Source organism: Pseudidiomarina insulisalsae (genome assembly GCF_003987065.1).
GTDB lineage: Bacteria > Pseudomonadota > Gammaproteobacteria > Enterobacterales > Alteromonadaceae > Pseudidiomarina > Pseudidiomarina insulisalsae.
Genome location: NZ_PIPY01000007.1, coordinates 141,235 through 158,363 on the forward strand (window position 1 = coordinate 141,235; position 17,129 = coordinate 158,363).

At 52.1% G+C, this 17,129-nt stretch carries 17 protein-coding genes; 10 read left to right on the forward strand and 7 right to left on the reverse strand.

The features are described from left to right. Positions 1–165: 165 nt before the first annotated feature. The 6 genes from CWI71_RS07865 to CWI71_RS07890 all read right to left on the reverse strand — a co-directional run bounded on the left by CWI71_RS07865 (position 166) and on the right by CWI71_RS07890 (position 6,908). Positions 166–714 (reverse strand): SRPBCC family protein, encoded by a 549-nt coding sequence (locus tag CWI71_RS07865; RefSeq protein ID WP_126754714.1) that lies wholly within the window; start codon positions 712–714, stop codon positions 166–168. Continuing rightward, the gene (locus CWI71_RS07870) at positions 711–3,797 is read right to left on the reverse strand and encodes an efflux RND transporter permease subunit (protein WP_126754715.1); all 3,087 of its coding nucleotides are present in this window, start codon (positions 3,795–3,797) and stop codon (positions 711–713) included. Before CWI71_RS07870 ends, CWI71_RS07865 begins: the two co-directional genes overlap by 4 nt. After that, positions 3,797–4,858 (reverse strand): efflux RND transporter periplasmic adaptor subunit, encoded by a 1,062-nt coding sequence (locus CWI71_RS07875; RefSeq protein ID WP_126754716.1) that lies wholly within the window; start codon positions 4,856–4,858, stop codon positions 3,797–3,799. Before CWI71_RS07875 ends, CWI71_RS07870 begins: the two co-directional genes overlap by 1 nt. A gap of 122 nt (positions 4,859–4,980) precedes the next feature. Then, entirely contained in the window at positions 4,981–5,913 is a 933-nt protein-coding gene (locus CWI71_RS07880) for an SPFH domain-containing protein (RefSeq protein ID WP_126754717.1), read from the reverse strand. A 3-nt stretch (positions 5,914–5,916) separates the two neighbouring features. After that, entirely contained in the window at positions 5,917–6,384 is a 468-nt protein-coding gene (locus CWI71_RS07885) for an NfeD family protein (RefSeq protein ID WP_126754718.1), read from the reverse strand. A gap of 77 nt (positions 6,385–6,461) precedes the next feature. Continuing rightward, on the reverse strand, positions 6,462–6,908 hold the full coding sequence (locus tag CWI71_RS07890) for a hypothetical protein (RefSeq protein ID WP_126754719.1): 447 nt from the start codon (positions 6,906–6,908) through the stop codon (positions 6,462–6,464). Positions 6,909–7,083: 175 nt separating this feature from the next. On the opposite strand from CWI71_RS07890, the gene ccoN reads away from it, so the two are divergent. From ccoN to ttcA, 10 genes are all read left to right on the forward strand, one after another. After that, positions 7,084–8,538, forward strand: a complete 1,455-nt coding sequence (gene ccoN / locus CWI71_RS07895) for a cytochrome-c oxidase, cbb3-type subunit I (protein ID WP_126754720.1) — start codon at positions 7,084–7,086, stop codon at positions 8,536–8,538. A 12-nt stretch (positions 8,539–8,550) separates the two neighbouring features. Continuing rightward, the gene (gene ccoO, locus CWI71_RS07900) at positions 8,551–9,174 is read left to right on the forward strand and encodes a cytochrome-c oxidase, cbb3-type subunit II (protein WP_126754721.1); all 624 of its coding nucleotides are present in this window, start codon (positions 8,551–8,553) and stop codon (positions 9,172–9,174) included. Position 9,175: 1 nt separating this feature from the next. After that, on the forward strand, positions 9,176–9,367 hold the full coding sequence (locus CWI71_RS07905) for a cbb3-type cytochrome oxidase subunit 3 (protein ID WP_126754722.1): 192 nt from the start codon (positions 9,176–9,178) through the stop codon (positions 9,365–9,367). Continuing rightward, a complete protein-coding gene (gene ccoP / locus CWI71_RS07910) occupies positions 9,360–10,310 on the forward strand; it encodes a cytochrome-c oxidase, cbb3-type subunit III (RefSeq protein ID WP_126754723.1) in 951 nt (316 codons plus the stop codon). The genes CWI71_RS07905 and ccoP overlap by 8 nt, the downstream gene beginning before the upstream one ends. Positions 10,311–10,373: 63 nt before the next feature. Continuing rightward, entirely contained in the window at positions 10,374–10,880 is a 507-nt protein-coding gene (locus CWI71_RS07915) for a FixH family protein (protein WP_126754724.1), read from the forward strand. Between the two features lies 1 nt (position 10,881). Further along, the gene (locus tag CWI71_RS07920; RefSeq protein ID WP_126754725.1) at positions 10,882–13,338 is read left to right on the forward strand and encodes a heavy metal translocating P-type ATPase; all 2,457 of its coding nucleotides are present in this window, start codon (positions 10,882–10,884) and stop codon (positions 13,336–13,338) included. 11 nt (positions 13,339–13,349) lie between these two features. Continuing rightward, on the forward strand, positions 13,350–13,562 hold the full coding sequence (ccoS, locus tag CWI71_RS07925; RefSeq protein WP_420849287.1) for a cbb3-type cytochrome oxidase assembly protein CcoS: 213 nt from the start codon (positions 13,350–13,352) through the stop codon (positions 13,560–13,562). Then, the gene (locus CWI71_RS07930; RefSeq protein ID WP_126754727.1) at positions 13,552–14,223 is read left to right on the forward strand and encodes a sulfite exporter TauE/SafE family protein; all 672 of its coding nucleotides are present in this window, start codon (positions 13,552–13,554) and stop codon (positions 14,221–14,223) included. Before ccoS ends, CWI71_RS07930 begins: the two co-directional genes overlap by 11 nt. Positions 14,224–14,287: 64 nt before the next feature. Beyond that, positions 14,288–15,217, forward strand: a complete 930-nt coding sequence (gene uspE, locus CWI71_RS07935) for a universal stress protein UspE (RefSeq protein WP_126754728.1) — start codon at positions 14,288–14,290, stop codon at positions 15,215–15,217. A gap of 60 nt (positions 15,218–15,277) precedes the next feature. Then, positions 15,278–16,237, forward strand: coding sequence for a tRNA 2-thiocytidine(32) synthetase TtcA (ttcA, locus tag CWI71_RS07940; RefSeq protein ID WP_126754729.1), 960 nt, complete (start codon positions 15,278–15,280; stop codon positions 16,235–16,237). Here ttcA and CWI71_RS07945 read toward each other — a convergent pair. Continuing rightward, positions 16,209–17,123 carry a glucosaminidase domain-containing protein gene (locus CWI71_RS07945; RefSeq protein WP_126754730.1) on the reverse strand — a complete coding sequence of 305 codons (915 nt, stop codon included), beginning with the start codon at positions 17,121–17,123 and terminating at the stop codon, positions 16,209–16,211. The two genes, ttcA and CWI71_RS07945, sit on opposite strands and share 29 nt — an antisense overlap. Positions 17,124–17,129 lie beyond the last annotated feature (6 nt).

Below are 17,129 nucleotides of genomic sequence, written 5' to 3' on the forward strand. Positions count from 1 at the left end.
CTAGGATTGCGCATAATGTATATTATGTTAAATACGATATACGAATGGAGATGGCGCTTAAGTAGGTATTCACATATTTGTGCTGCTACGCGAAATTTTCGCAGTAATACCCCTGCTTCTTAAAAGAATTTCACGTAGCGCACGATTTGAGGAAATATGTAAAAATTAGTTACTCAGGTAGGATTGCAACGCATCCATTTGTTGCTGTAATACATTGTCGACCGCGGGCGCCCATTTGGATAAATCATTTGGCGTGTAGCCGCCGACCCGATAACTGAGCCTCAGCGTACTGGTTTGGTCATCTTCACCGGCAAGCAGCTGCCAGTCCATCACACCGTGCACACCCTCACCCTGTAACGGGCCCAAGCCGCCGGTAAAGCGAATAAGTTCGCCGGGTTCTACTTTTACCACGCGCAGATGCTCAGTAAAGCGGTTGCCATCACGCTCGCACAGACATCCCTCGGGTTCCGCAAGAATATACATATTTGAGCTGACACCATACCAGGTATGCGCCGCCAGCCACCAGTTACCAATCTCAGCGGTCATGGCACGGTAAACCTCTGCACGGTCACCTTTCATTGTCCGTTCGAACTGCAACGTGAACCCCGTTGCTGAACTATCAAGTACGTCTGCCTGAGTCGCCTGATAAGGTGCGGCTAAAGCGATGGCGAGAACCGCTAATGCGGTTCCGCCATTCAGGGTTTTGGCTTTCATTGCTGTTCTGCCTGTTCCATTTCGCGCTCAAGGCGTTGCGTCTCATCAGCGCGAGGTTTGCTAAAGCGCGCTAATGCTAAGTAGATCACAGGAGTTAAGTACAAGGTAAAGACTACTGCAAATGCAAGGCCCCCAAAAACCACCCAACCAATGGAGTTACGCGCCTCGGCACCGGCACCTACTGACAGAATAAGTGGCAATGCACCTAGCAAGGTCGAAACCAGTGTCATCATAATGGGTCGCAGACGTATACTGGCGGCATGTTCTACGGCATCCCTTACAGACTGCCCCTTGTCACGGAGTTGATCGGCAAATTCAACAAGTAAGATTGAGTTTTTCGCAATCAATCCAATCAGCATGACAAGCCCTATCTGCGAGAAAATATTGATCGAGGTACCGGTAATAAACAGCGCAAAGAAGGCGGCAGCTATGCCAAAAGGCACCGTCGCCATGACCACCACCGCGCTATTCACGCTCTCGAATTGTGCAGCCAGAACCAGCAGGACAATGAGAAATGCCAGAACATAGGTCATCATTACCTCACGCTCAGTCTCTTCATAGGCCTCCGCTTCACCAAGTAATACCATGCCTATATTCTCCGGTAAGGTTTCATTGGCGATGGCGCGCAGGTTTTCCACTACCTGCTCAATCGGAATGGAGGTTGGCATCTGCATGTCGACCTCTATCGCACGGCGTTGCGCGCGTCGTTCAAGTTCAGCCGCGACCCCTTCCTCACTAATTGAGGCGACCGTCGACAGCGGCACCAGCCCACCATCGGCAGTGCCAACATAGAGATTCGACAGGTCCGTAGGTGATTTGATTAGATTACGGTTGGCCTGCAACATAATCGGCACCGCCTGGTCGCCGATATTGAGATCGACCAAATCATCACCGTTGATCGCAACCCGTAAAGTTGTGGAAATATCATTAAGTGAAACTCCGAGGTCGGATGCGCGACGCCGATCAATGTTGACGCGCAGTTGCGGCTGCGTTGGCTGGTAGCCAATCCGCGGGAAACCCACTTCCGGCATTTCGGCTTGCACTGCCTCGCCGAATTTCAGCGCTGCATTGTAAATATCGAGATATTCATCGCCGGTCAGCGCTACTTCCAGGCCACCGCCCTGACCCCGCAGATTCAGACTGTTAGAGCCCATTGCCCGTGCCGGCGCACCGGGAATACGACTTAACGGCTCATTAATTTCTTCGATGATCTCCTGCTGTGAACGGTCACGCTCTTCCCAGTCAGTCAATCGCACGGTGATAAATACCAGATTAGGGTCCCACTGCCCGACCCTGGTATTGATGCTTTCTACCGCGCCGCGATTCGCATAAGGCAACAGTATTTCTTCCATACGCTGGGCCTGGCGGTCCATGAAGTTCAAACCTACACCGTCCGGGCCGCGGGCAAAGATCCTGATCTGCCCACGATCTTCGGTGGGCATTAACTCGTTGTCCACTTGCAGATAAAACCACACGGCGCTACCGGCAATCAAAGTACAGGCGGCAAATACTAATAAGGCATGATCAAGCACCCAATGCAGCGTTTTCTGGTACAGCGTCGAAAACTTACTGCCAAGCCGGGTAAGCATGGTTTCTTTATGCTCTTTTAACGGCAAGCGTGCGGTCAGCGCAGGTACCAGTGACAGCGCGACAAAGGATGAAATGATCACTGCAGCTGCCAGGACACCGCCAAATTCACGGAACAAGCGCCCTGCGGTCGATGGTAAAAATGCAATGGGCACAAACACTGCAACCAGCACGGCTGTGGTAGCAACCACCGCAAAGAATACCTCGCGTGTACCTACAACGGCTGCGGCGCGTGCACCGAGGCCCATGGTGCGGCGGCGTTGGATATTTTCTGAGACCACAATAGCATCGTCGACGATAAGGCCGGTGGCCAGGACCAGTGCCAGCAGGGTTAAAATGTTAATCGAAAAGCCGAGTAACCAGATGACCGCAATAGCACCGATCAACGCCACCGGAATAGAGGCCGCAGGAATAATGGTCGCGCGCCCCGAGCCGATAAAAATCCACAAGGTGGCGACCACCAGCAAGATTGTCAGTCCCAGTGAAGTCACCACCTCTTCTACCGAACTGCGGATAAATTCGGCGTCGTCATCAGTCACCTGAATGGTTAGCTCAGGATATTGTTTGCGCAGATTCTCTACCAGGCGCAAGACTTCGTCGGAAATCTCAATGGTATTCGAACGCGCCTGGCGAATCACGCCTAAGCCTAAAACTTGTTTGCCATCCAGACGGGTAATGCTGCTGGCGTCGGCCGGCCCGAAATAAACGGTGGCGATATCACCGACGCGGGTGGTCCCGGCAACAATCATATTTTCCACGTCTTCGGTGGTGGCAGAGCTGGCATCGGCACGCACAATTAACTGCTGATCGGTCGACTTCAGGCTGCCAGCCGGAACATCAAATGGCGCCTGGCGCAGTGCACTGGCCACGTCGCTAACGGTCAGGTTGTAGCTGGCCAGACGCAATGGCTCGATGACGACACGCATCACCCGGCGCCGATCACCGGTTAAACGTACATCGGCAACTCCGGGAATATTTAGAAAATTTGGCGCCAGATCCGTCTCAACCCGTTCAGTTAAGGCCGGCAAGTCGAGGGTGTCACTCGATATCGCCAACGCAACAACGGATTCGGCATCATTGTCGGCTTTAATAACCGAGACATTCTCAACCTGTTCAGGCAGCCGGCGCTGTACGCGGCTGACAGATTCTCTGGTCTCATTGGCGGCATTGTCTAAGTCAATTCCCGGGCGGAACTCAATAACAATGCGCGAACTGCCCTCTTCGCTTGAGGCACGGATTGACCTTACCCCGCTGACTCGCGCGGCCGCACCCTCTAACTGACTGGTAACTTCGGTATCTACCGTTTCAGGAGCAGCGCCCGGATAGCTGGCGGTTACCGAGATGACCGGGCGGTCAACATCCGGCAGCTCGCGTACTTCAACGCCCTGAATTGCCGCAAAACCGGCAATGATAATCAATAAATTAAGTACAACAATAAGAACCGGTCGACGAATCGACAGCGATGGCAGATCGTTCAGTTGCGGCGCCCATTTCATCAGATTGCGCCTCCATCCTGGCCAAGACGCTCAATGGCCTGTCCGCGCCGCAAGGTCTGTACGCCTTCAACAATCAGCTCATCGCCCAGTTGCAGGTTGCCATCGACCAATACCCGGCCGGGCAAACGCTGCTTAATGCTAACATCAACACGTTTCGCTTTATTGTCTTCGACAATCCACACGTAGGCACCTTCGGGACCCCACATCAAGCCAGCCTCGGGCACTACCGGATAGCTGTCACCTGATAAGGTCAAGGCCACCCGAAAGCTCATGCCGGGACGATAACGGTCTTCGCTGTTGTCAATTTTCGCGCGAATGCGAATAGTTCGGTTCTGCGGATCGATGCGCGAACCGACTTCCGCCACTTCCGCTGCGAGGCTTTCCTCGGCACGTAACCACGAATACACCTTTAGCTCGGCGCCTTCGTTAAGCATTGCGGCTGACTGCTCCGGTGCCTGAAAATCAAGAAACAGCTGTTCGCGCTTATCTAACGTCGTGATCAGCGTTTGCGGGGTAATACGATCACCCACTTCCACATCGGTAATTCCAACCACGCCGCTGAACGGCGCATCAACCTGGCGGTCATCGACTTCTGTCTGCGCTTCAGCGACTGCAACTTCGAGTAAGTCACGGGCAATAATGGCCTCATCTAACTGACTTTGCGGGATAGCGCCCTGGGCACGACTTTTTTGTAAGCGCTCCACGGTACGTTCGGCATCAGCCAACTGCAGCTTGGCACGTTGTAGCGCTATCTGCTGGCGGCGATCATCAAGTTGCACGAGAATATCGCCGGTGTTCACCTCATCTCCCGGCGCGAAGTTCACCGCGGTGACGACGTCGCCTACTGCCGGATAAATGTCGACTGATTGCAAGGCTTCGGCGTAGGCAACCGCTTCTACCTGTTCCTGCTTACGCTCAAAGCCGAGTTGTTGGGTAACCACCAGAGCCGCCTGCTCGCGGTTACCCCATTGTTGCGCAACTACCGCATCAGACAGCACCAGACTGGGGACTATAAAACTAACTGCCAATAATGCGGCTGAGCTACCAAAAGACCACTTCATGTAGATCTATTCCTTGTATCAATTCGATGTGACTGCTTATCTATAGTGCTATTTCAGCAAATATGATCAAAAAAGGCCGTACATCTTCGATGAACGGCCTTTTAGATACGCCAGTTGCAGTCTTACTGCTGCGGTCTGGCTTTCAGTACTTCGGTAAGACCGGCAACGGCGCCGCCGATATCAGCAAGCTGCGCCGGCAAAATGAGTGTATTGGTCTCTTTTGCCAAATTTCCGAATTCTTTCACGTATTGCTCGGCAACGCGCAAACTAACTGCATCCTGTCCACCGGGTTCCTGAATGGCTGCGGCAATTTTTCGCAGACCTTCTGCGGTCGCGGCGGCAACCAGTTCAATCTCACGCGCGCGCCCTTCGGCTTCATTAATCTGTTTCAACTTTTCCGCTTCAGAAAGGTTGATGACTTCTTGTTTATGACCTTCAGAGACATTGATCATCGACTGCCGTTCCCCTTCTGACTTGGCAATCGCCGCGCGGCGTTCGCGCTCAGCGCGCATCTGCTGCTCCAAAGCGTCTTTAATGCTCATCGGCAACTCAATATCTGAAATTTCGTAGCGCAATACCTTTATGCCCCAGGGCGATGCCGCTTCATCCAGCGCCTGCACCACTATTTCATTAATGCGCGCACGCTCTTCGAAGGTTTTATCCAAATCGGTCTGACCAATGACCGAGCGCATCGTAGTTTGCGCCAGTTGTGACGCCGCATACCGATAATCATTAATGCCGTAACTGGCTTTGTGCGCGTCGACCACCTGAATATATAACACGCCATTAATGCCGACCTGGATATTGTCTTTGGTCACACAGGCCTGGCGCTCAACATCAATCACTTCCTCTTTTAAAGTGTGCTGATAAGCAACTTTATCAATGAAAGGGATTAATAAGTGGAAGCCTGAGTCGAGCGTGCGGTTGTAGCGCCCTAACCGCTCAATTACATAGTTGGTTCGTTGCGGCACAATGCGCGCGGTTTTTAAAATAATAATAATCGCGGCAAGGGCAAAACCGAATGCCAGGACTGTACCTACATCAAAGGGCAACATTTGTTAGCGCTCCTGTTGTTCTACTTTTATTGGTTTTTGTTTTGCGACGGTCAATTGTATGCCTTCGTTAGCAACGACCCAGGCGGTATCACCGGCTTTGAGTTCATCGTCAGAAAATGCATCCCATTGCACGCCATTGAGCAGCACCCGGCCGGCACCATGTTTGAAATCACGAATCACTTTCACGCGGGCACCGATGTCTCGCTGAAAATTCGGTTTGGCTTCATCTTCATCGGCGGTGTAGCCCATGAACCAGCGTTTGAAATGGCCGCGTGCCAGCACTAATAACGCCAGACTGACCGCACCAAAAACTGCAAACTGTGTTGCGCTTTGCTCAATAAGATCCCAGTGCAGCAATAATCCGGTGGTTATCGCTCCAATGCCCAGAAATACAGCGATAACGCTGGTTAACAGCAACTCTGAGAGAATCAGTGCAATCCCTATGATAATCCAGATCAGCGCAACGGACATGGCAACTCCTTGGTGGTTTAAAGCGACATTTCAGGACTATAGCATGCGTTGCTGACATCCCCACTGCTGAATTTGTTTCAATTTGCTTCGCTACTAAAGGTCGCACTAACACTCGCGGGCAAATCCCCCTGTGTTGCTAACGGAATGGTCAGGCGCCAGGTCATCTGGTGTTCGGTACAGGCGCCCAGATAGAGCTGAGCATGCCATTCCCCTTCATCGCCCTGCTGCCATTGCACCGGTGACACGCCCATGTACATGGACTCGCCCCCGAGCTCGCTAAGTTCTGGTGTGACCCCTGCCGGCAGCTGCAAGCGCAAAGGAATTTGCTTCTCGACTGGCAACGGTTGCGGCGGTAGCCATAAAACTACCTTTTCTTGATGCAGATCAATTTTTTCCGTCGCAAAATGTTGCGCTGTATCAGGGCGGCAAGAGATACTTAGCGATGCCAGCAAAAGTAGGGAAAAGACCCTGCTTTTTTTGTGGATAAAGGTAAGATACGGTAAAAACGGATAAGAAATTTTCATGCCTTGCCCAAATTTTCCTCAAGTTGGCGTTACGCTTGTCTTTTTCCTGGAATGTTCCTGTATTTTTCTGGCTATTCGTCATAAAATACCGGTGTTTGTCTAGTATCCGACAAGCGATCATCATTGTCACGTTACTCTGTTTTCAGAAGTCAGAGCATCAACGCGGAAATAAAAAATGAGTCAAATAAGTCCACAACAAATCGAATACAACCTCAAAGTCGTGCGCCAGTTTACGATTGCCACGGTTATCTGGGGTCTCATCGGTATGGCTCTTGGTACCTGGATTGCCGCTCAGCTGGTATGGCCTGAGCTCAATTTCGATATACCATGGCTAACCTACTCCCGCTTGCGTCCTTTACATACCAACTCGGTAATTTTTGCCTTTGGTACATCGGCGCTAATGGGAACCTCCTTTTATATCGTGCAGAAAACCTGCCGTACTAAGTTGTTCTCCGACAAGTTAGCGGCTTTTGTGTTCTGGTCATGGCAAACCGTCATTGTGCTCGCAGTGATCACCTTACCCTTAGGTTTTACCAGCTCTAAAGAGTATGCTGAGCTGGAATGGCCCATTGATATTTTGATCGCGTTGTCGTGGATAGCGTACCTTATTGTGTTCTTCGGAACTCTGGTTAAACGTCGCACTTCTCATATTTATGTCGCTAACTGGTTCTACGGCAGCTTTATCATTGTGGTCGCCATATTGCATATCGTGAACAGCATGTCAGTGCCGGTTTCCTTCACCAAGTCGTACAGTATTTACGCCGGCGCTATCGATGCCATGGTGCAATGGTGGTATGGACATAATGCAGTAGGCTTCCTGTTAACCGCTGGTTTCCTTGGTATGATGTACTACTTCGTACCCAAGCAGGCTGAACGTCCGGTCTACTCTTATCGCCTGTCAGTCGTTCATTTCTGGGCGCTGATTGGTCTTTATATCTGGGCGGGCCCGCACCACCTGCATTACACGGCGCTGCCGGACTGGACACAGTCATTAGGTATGGTGATGTCAGTGATTCTGTTCGTGCCTTCATGGGGCGGTATGATCAACGGTATCATGACCTTATCCGGTGCCTGGTATAAGCTGAAAACCGACCCTATTCTGCGCTTCCTGATCGTGTCATTGTCCTTCTACGGCATGTCGACGTTCGAAGGCCCAATGATGTCAATCAAATCAGTGAATGCAATTTCGCATTACACTGACTGGACCATCGGTCACGTTCACTCCGGTGCGCTGGGTTGGGTTGCGATGATTACCATCGGTGCGATGTACTATCTGATTCCACGTCTGTGGGGCCAGACCCAGATGCACAATGTACGCTGGATTAACATTCACTTCTGGTTGCATACCATCGGTGTAGTGCTCTACATCGTTGCGCTGTGGATTTCAGGTGTCATGCAAGGTCTGATGTGGCGTGCGGTGAACGCTGAAGACGGTACCCTCACCTACAGCTTTGTAGAGAGTGTACAGGCGTCGTATCCGTTCTGGTTCATTCGCTTTGTCGGTGGTCTGTTCATTGTCGCCGGTATGTTACTGATGATTTGGAACATGTACCGCACTATCAGCGCAGGTAAACCTACCCGTGAAACTATTGATGCTGCTCCTCGTGAAGCGGCCACGCAATCAGCTTAAGGAGTCGTAAGCATGTTCAAAAACATTAAGCATGATTTCGTTGAAAAACGCGTGGGGTGGCTGGCGATCTTTACGGTCCTCACCATCTCAATTGGTGGTTTGGTAGAGATTACGCCGTTATTATTCCAGAAGCAGACCAACGCACCGGTCGTTGGTCTTGAGCCCTACACTGCGCTCGAACTCGAAGGCCGTGATATCTATATCCGGGAAGGCTGCAATGTCTGTCACAGTCAGATGATACGCCCATTCCGTGCTGAAACCGAGCGCTACGGGCATTACTCACTGGCCGGTGAACATGTGTGGGAACGCCCATTCCTGTGGGGGTCAAAGCGTACCGGCCCTGATCTTGCGCGGGTCGGTGGTCGCTACAGCGATGAGTGGCATTACGTTCACTTGATGAATCCACGTGATGTAGTGCCTGAATCCAACATGCCCGGTTATCCATGGTTAGCGGAAAACACCCTTGATGGTGAGTATACAGCGAAGAAAATGGAAGTCTATCGTCAGTACGGCGTGCCCTACACTGATGAAGATATCGCTGGAGCAAAAGAGGCAGTAGCAGGCAAGCGAGAAGTCGATGCCTTGATTGCTTACCTACAATCATTGGGAACCGCTTTGCAACAACAGGCCAACTAAGATGGATTACATCACCTGGCGAAGTATTTACACAGTTATCGTTTTTGTATTGTTCATTGGCATTGCGCTGTGGGCTTTTAGCAGAAAGCGTAAAAAGCAATTCGATGAGGCCGCGAAGTCGATCTTTGAAGAAGACGAACTGAGCAGCACAAAGCAAGACAATACTAAACAGGAGTCGAAGAATAATGAGTAGCTTCTGGAGTGCATGGATTATCGTCCTGACCCTTGCGTTTTTAGTCTTTATCATTTGGCTATTACGCTGGAACATGAGTAACTACACCGGAATTAAAGAAGGTGAGCTCATGGATCACGATTTCGACAACATCGTCGAAATCAACAACCCGTTACCGCGCTGGTGGATGATTCTGTTTTGGGTCACCATTGTCTGGGGCTTTTTCTACCTTGCCTTATTCCCGGGCCTGGGCAGTTTCCAGGGCCTGTTAGGCTGGAGCAGTTCGAACCAGAACGTGCGCTCGCTGGAGCAATCCCGCGAAGCCACGCAAGAGCGACTTGATGCCGGCCTCATCGTGCAGTACGACAGGGAGATGCGTGCGGCAGAAGCCGAGTACGGTCCGGTTTTCGAAGCTTTGTCGCAACGCCCTATTCCGGAACTTGCCAAAGACGAAGAAGCGGTCGAGATCGGTCAGCGTTTGTTCCTGCAAAACTGCGCGCAGTGCCACGGCTCAAATGCTATGGGTGGCAAAGGCTTCCCTAACCTGACCGATGACGCCTGGTTATATGGTGGCTCTCCGGAGGCCATCAAGACCACCTTGCTCGAAGGTCGTCGCGGCCAAATGCCAGCCTTTAGCGGCCAGTTCAATGATCAGGAGATCACTGAACTTGCAACTTATGTACTGAGCTTAAGTGGCCGTAAAGTCGACCCTGAGCTGGCTTCAGCTGGTAAACAGAAGTTTGCCGTCTGTTCAGCCTGTCACGGTGCGGACGGTAAAGGTAATCAGCAACTTGGAGCGCCTAATCTGACTGATAACATCTGGTTATATGGTGGCTCGCAGGCGGCAATTGAAGAAACCCTTCAAAACGGACGCCAGGGTGTGATGCCTGCCTGGGAAAATATCTTGGGTGAGGACAAAATACACGTCATTAGCGCCTATGTTTACGGGCTTTCAAACGAGTAGAATGAAAACCCCGCGCTCGCGGGGTTTTTTATAAGTACAAATGTAATTGTGAGGTAATAAGTGATGGAGAAACCCTGGTATAAGCAGTTCTGGCCTTGGTTTTTGATGTGTATTCCGTTTTCCGTGATCATTGCCATGATCATCACGCTAAGCATTGCCTCACGTTACGGTGATAATCCGATGGTCGTCGATGACTATTATAAGAAAGGCCGCGGTATTAATGCTCAGGTTGAAAAAGTTCAGGAAGCGCAAAAACGTGGAATAAGTTTTAGTTTCCGGCAACAGGACACAAATATTCTATTGGCATACGAAAGTGGCGCGCCCGCTGAGCTGACCGCGCTAAATATGCATTTTTACCATACCACGCTTGCCGAGAAAGACTTTTCGCTGGTGCTGACGGCGGACGCCAATGGCGTCTTCCGTGGTACCTTGCCTGCTGACGCGCTTGCCCATGAAGGCAAATGGACGGTGACCATTACGCCTTTCGACGGCAGTTGGCGTCTCAGTCAACAAATTCAGTTACCCAGTTATCGCAAGCTCATTTTAGAGCCGTTAACTTACGGCGTATAACATGGCTAAGGAGCTGCCGCAGCCGCCCGCGGGTCATTGTTTTCACTGTTTACAGCCGCTTCCTGCCAATGGCGGCTATACGGTGACAGTGGGCGACGCACCACGACAGGTCTGCTGCTACGGCTGCCAGGCGGTTGCCCAGACCATTGAACAACAAGGGCTACGGCATTTTTATCAGTTCCGTGATACCAGCAATCCCTTGCAAATTCCCTTATTACCCGAAGAACTCCAGCAACTCGAAGCCTATGATCAGCACGAGCTGCAACAACAATTTACCCAGACCGAAGCTGACGGTCAGCGCAGCACCACTTTATCCGTCGAGGGCATGACCTGCGCCGCGTGCGCCTGGCTGATTGAACAGCAATTACAACGTCTCGCCGGCGTCAGTGGTGCCCGCGTCAACGCCACCACCGAACGTGTCAGTATCAGTTGGGAGCCCGACAAGGTGAAATTAAGCACCTTGCTGCAGGAAATTGCGGGACTGGGTTACCGCGCATTGCCGTTCCAGGCGGCCACGCAGGAGCAGGATTTTAAACGTCGCCGTCGCTATTTCGTCCGGCGCATCGGTATAGCTGGTCTGGCAACCATGCAAGTGATGATGATCGCCATCGCGCTTTATTTCGGTATGGTCGATGAGCTGGACGATAATTTACGCCAGTTTTTCTGGTGGATCAGCCTGCTGTTTGCCACACCGGTTTTACTTTACAGCGCGCAGCCCTTTTACCTGTCCGCGCTGCGCAGTATTCAGGCCCGCCAACTTAACATGGACGTGCCAGTCAGTCTCGCTCTACTCAGTGCCTACGGGGCCAGCGCCTATGCTACGGTGATCAATCATGGAGAGGTTTATTTTGAGTCGGTGAGTATGTTCACCTTTTTGCTGTTAGTTGGCCGCTACCTCGAGTTACTGGCGAAACAGCGCGCGGTGGCGACCGCGGCCAACCTGGTGAAATTACTTCCGGCAACTGCACAACGCGAGATCGCCAATGGCGAGTATGAGTCGGTCGCCGTCAATCAACTACTGGTCAATGATGTGGTCCAGGTACTTGCCGGGCAGACGTTACCCGCCGATGGTGAGTTACTGACTAATGAGGCGGAAATTAACGAAAGTATGCTCACTGGTGAAAGCCTGCCGGTGCTGCATCAGCAAGGGGATCGCGTCCTCGCGGGCACGCTGAACCAGAGTCAACCGATTCGGGTGCGGGTTGCCGCCATTCAGCAAGGTACGGTAATGGCTCAGATTGCCGCGTTACAGGATCAGGCACTGGCCAACAAACCCAAGCTGGCCGAGCGCGCCGAGCATCTGGCAAACCAGTTTGTTCAGCAGCTGCTGATACTTGCCGCGGGTACTTTTCTGGTCTGGTCATTTATTGACCCGAGTGAGGCTTTTTGGGTCACTCTGGCAGTGTTAGTCGCAACCTGCCCCTGCGCACTTGCGCTGGCAGCACCGACCGCTGTGACCGGCGTGATTCATCGGCTAAACCGCTACGGTGTGGTGTTGCGCACTACTGACAGTATCGAAACGTTGCGTGACGTAAAAACCATTGTGGTTGATAAAACCGGCACTCTCACCAGCGGCCAGTTCAGTATTGCGCACAGCAGCTATCCTGACGACGACGCGACGCAGGCCGACGCGCTCGCGGTGGCGCTCGAACGACATTCCGAGCATCCGCTGGCAGTGCCCTTTAAAAGCATGAATGTGCTACATCCGGCTCAGCTTTCTGCGGTACAGGTACATACCGGAGCTGGCATCAGCGCGCTTTGGCATGGTCCTGAGGGGAACCAGCAAGTGCGTATCGGTGCGCCGAGGTTTATTGCTGACTGGCACCCGCAGCTCGCTTATGCAGAAGCCGACGCCAATGTGGTGTTAGCCACTGAAACACAAATATTGGCCTATTATGTAGTGCGGGACAGCATCCGCGCAGATGCCGCCAGTACCCTGGCCGCTTTACGGGCACAAAATTTCGATATCATTATGCTCACCGGCGACAAACAAAGTAATGCCGATGCCATTGCTACTGAACTTGGCATCACCCGTGTGGTGGCTGAATGTCTGCCCAGCGATAAACTTGCATTCGTACAGCAGCAACAACGCCAGGGCCCGGTGTTGATGATTGGTGACGGCATTAATGACGGACCGGTACTGGCGCAGGCTGATGTCTCTATGACTTTTGGTCAGGCTGCGGATTTAGCACGCCAGGCCGCCGATGTTGTCGCCATGCGTAATGACTTCGCCGCGGTCGGGCATTTACTGAGTGCTACCGCCAAAAGCCGTCGTATTTTAAAACAAAATATCAGTTGGGCCCTGCTCTACAACCTGGGCATTATTCCAATCGCTGTGCTGGGCTGGGTCACACCTTATATTGCCGCTATTGGCATGTCGCTCAGCTCGTTGTTAGTTTTGGCCAACTCGCTTAGACTTTATCGGCAACCTAAAGAAACTTCAGCAACGACGAGGTGATTTTGGAAAGCTTGTATATTTTAATTCCCATCGCGATCTTTTTTGTCATCATTGCCGTCGCCATCTTTTTTTGGGCGGTACGTAGTGACCAGTTTGAAGATCTTGAACGGCAAGGCATGAACGTATTGCTTGATGACGATGATCCTCCGGCCAGCAAGTCGACCTCACAGCCAGCAGCCAAACAGGCTGACAACGCAGACGTAAAACCACGCGATGAATCTTGACCTGTTCGCCGCTCTGTTGATGGGCCTGGCCGGTGCCGGGCACTGCCTGATGATGTGCGGAGGACTTGCGGGCGCCCTCCCCGGCGGTCAGGGTCAACGCCCGGCCCTGCTAATGCTCATTAGTTATAACCTCGGCCGGATAAGCTCGTATATGCTGGCCGGTGCCCTGGTCGGCGCTATTAGTCAGGCCGCGCTCGGTGGCGTCACTCCTGCTTTGTTGGCCCTGCGCTTTCTCGCTGCCTTTTTTCTCATCGCTTTGGGCTGCTATCTGGGCGGCTGGTGGCTGGGGCTGCAACGTTTAGAGCAACTCGGGCGACCGCTCTGGCGTCACCTCGCCCCCCTTGCCGCACGGCTACGCCAACACCACTCGATTTCGGCGCGTTATATTGCTGGTATGGTCTGGGGCTGGTTGCCCTGTGGTCTGGTATACAGTGCCCTCAGTTGGGCGGCGCTTAGCGCCTCCGCCACCAGTGGCGCTATTTACATGCTGTTTTTTGGTCTTGGCACCTTGCCGGCGATGCTCGCGTTTGGCTGGTTCAGTGGCGCGCTGCAGAGCATTCTGAAAGGCCGGGGCTTTCGTCAGGCCATGGGCGTGCTCATGATTATCTATGGTCTTTGGGTGGCAGTCATCGCCCTGCGTCAGGTACTTGCTATCAACTAATTGGCCTCACTGCAAAATCCTGACTAAACTGTGGATTAATGAATGGCTGGCAATGAGGTAGATCATGTCTTGCGTGAACAATATTTTAGTGGTTCTGGATGCTGACAAACAGCAGCAAAAAGCGCTCAACCGGGCGTTGCATCTCGCCCGTATCAGTCAGGCAGCAGTGACCATCATGCTGTCCATTTATGACTTCTCCTATGAAATGACCACCATGCTTGCCGCAGAAGAGCGCAATACCATGCGCGATAGCCTGATTAACGACCGCAAAGTCTGGATCGAAGATCTGCTTGAAGATTACAATACGCGCGAACTGAATATCGATATTAAAGTGCTCTGGCATAATCGACCTTATGAAGCCATTATTGAGACTGCGATCACGGGTAAACATGACATTATCGTGAAAGCCACGCATCCCCATGAAGGCCTTGCCCATCTTATTTTTACTCCCACCGACTGGCATTTACTGCGTAAAGCGCCCTGTCAGGTTCTGTTAGTCAAAGAACACGAATGGCCGGAGCACGGCAAAATACTTGCAGCTATTCATACCACCGGTGAGAGTGAGCATCATGATAGCCTGAACGCTCGGATTACCGAGGCGGCACAACGTTTTGCCAACTGCTTGCACAGCGAAGTTCACCTCGTCAATGCCTATCCCGGCGCCCCGGTTACGATTGCTGCCGAAATTCCTGAATTTGACACCGCCAGTTACCGCGAGGTCATTGCCGAAAATCATCAAAAAGCTCTCGCTGAACATGCTGAGCGTTTTGGTATTTCTGCAGCTCAGCAACATGTTCGTGAAGGACTGCCGGAACAGGTCATTCCTGAGCTTGCGAAGGAGCTTGATGCTGAGCTGGTGGTACTGGGTACCATTGGCCGCACCGGCTTCAGCGCTGCGCTACTTGGTAATACCGCCGAACATGTGATCGAACAGATCAACTGTGACTTACTGGCAGTAAAACCTGCGGGATTTGAGTCGCCGGTTAAGGTATAATCCGCCCGTTATTTTGTTTGCTAATAGCAATCGCAATCGAATTTTGGGTGAAAAACGGTAATGAGTGCAGCGAGTTCAGTCGAGCAAGAAAAGAAGCAACGCTATAATTTCAACAAGTTAGAAAAACGCCTACGGCGAAATGTGGGCCGCGCCATCGAAGACTTCAACATGATCGAAGATGGCGACAAAGTTATGGTGTGTTTATCAGGCGGCAAAGACAGCTATACCCTGCTGGCTATTTTGCGTTTCCTGCAGAAAATCGCCCCGGTGAAATTCTCACTGGTCGCCGTTAATCTTGATCAAAAACAACCCGGCTTCCCTGAGCATGTGCTGCCAGCCTATCTCGAGCGCGAAGGTGTGGACTATCGCATTATTGAAGAAGACACCTACAGTATTGTTAAAGAGAAGATCCCCGCCGGTAAAACAACCTGCTCACTATGCTCACGTCTGCGCCGTGGTATTCTCTATCGCGTCGCCAAAGAGCTTGGCGCAACTAAAATCGCTTTGGGCCACCATCGTGATGATATGATCGAAACCTTAATGCTGAATATGTTTTACGGCGGCAAAATGAAATCCATGCCAGCCAAGCTAGTCAGTGACAACGGTGAACATGTGGTCATTCGCCCATTGGCCTACGTGCGTGAGAAAGACATTGAGAAATACGCGCAGTATCAGCAATTCCCGATTATCCCCTGTAACCTTTGTGGCTCGCAGGAGAATTTACAGCGCAAAGTCATTAAAGATATGTTGCGGCAGTGGGATCGACAGTTCCCCGGCCGTATCGAAAGTATGTTTACTGCCATGCAAAATGTCGTGCCGTCACATTTAGCCGACACCTCGTTGTTTGACTTCAAAAACATCGCTGCCGATGGCGTGGCAAATGTCGATGGCGATACCGCCTTTGATCACTCGGTGCCGGATACGTTTTTGAATTACCGGGACGATAGTGATGAAGAAGCGGCCGCGCATGGCGACCGCTCAGCTAACGGTGTTATTCAGGTGCGGAATCTGAACTCCTAGCATCCTGATCAGGGAAGCCGGGCTCAGCAATGGGCCCTTCCTCAGGAATAGGTTGCTCAAGCGCATCGAGAATCATCGGGCGATTAACGCGAATCATCGCATTTAGCTCTTCAACGTAATCTTCACCACGCTCCGAATAACTCAGCAGACCCGGGGTTAAATCAAGCGCGCGAATATCACGCCCCCGCTCGCGCTGCTCTGCGCGCAAGGTGCGCAGCTCAAAATACGCCGGATGGGTATTCAGGTTACGCATATAGCTGGCAATAGAGGCGTTTACCGAATCAAAACTTCGTACTTCATGTCTGGCGTCAGCGCCCCGCGCTTCGGGCACCAGACCGCAGCCTTCGCTAAAACACCACTGCCCGAACAGGTTCAGTGCCTGCACCGCAAAACGTGAGGTGCCCCAGGCTGATTCATTTGCGGCCTGCACCAATACCAGGGTTTCCGGCACCTGATCAACGCGACGGAACAGTAAGTCGAACATTTCCTGTGCTGCTTCAGAGGTACCGTCTAAGGTGAATTCCACCCGGTACTGTTTGGCCAGATAAGCAAGCCAGCTCTTCTGTTCATGGGTCAATGACTCAGGTCGAAACTGCCACTTGTAATACAAAGCCTCCAGACCGTGCCGCTGCTCAGCGATATGCGCGTTTTCAGCCTCAACCAGGGGGGCCAGAAAACCAAAAAAAGCCTGCTTCTTATCCGCTGTCTGCTGGTACTGTGAAAAGTCCGGCAAAGTTGTAACCCGTGGCGCAGCCGCGGCCATCTCGCCTAGCGTGACCTCATTGTCGTACAGTCGGTGGGGATTGGCCAGGTGCAAAACATTGGGCGCAACTATCGCCGCAGCGACAGCCAAAATAGCTAACATGATGGTTAATGCTCGTAACATTGACTC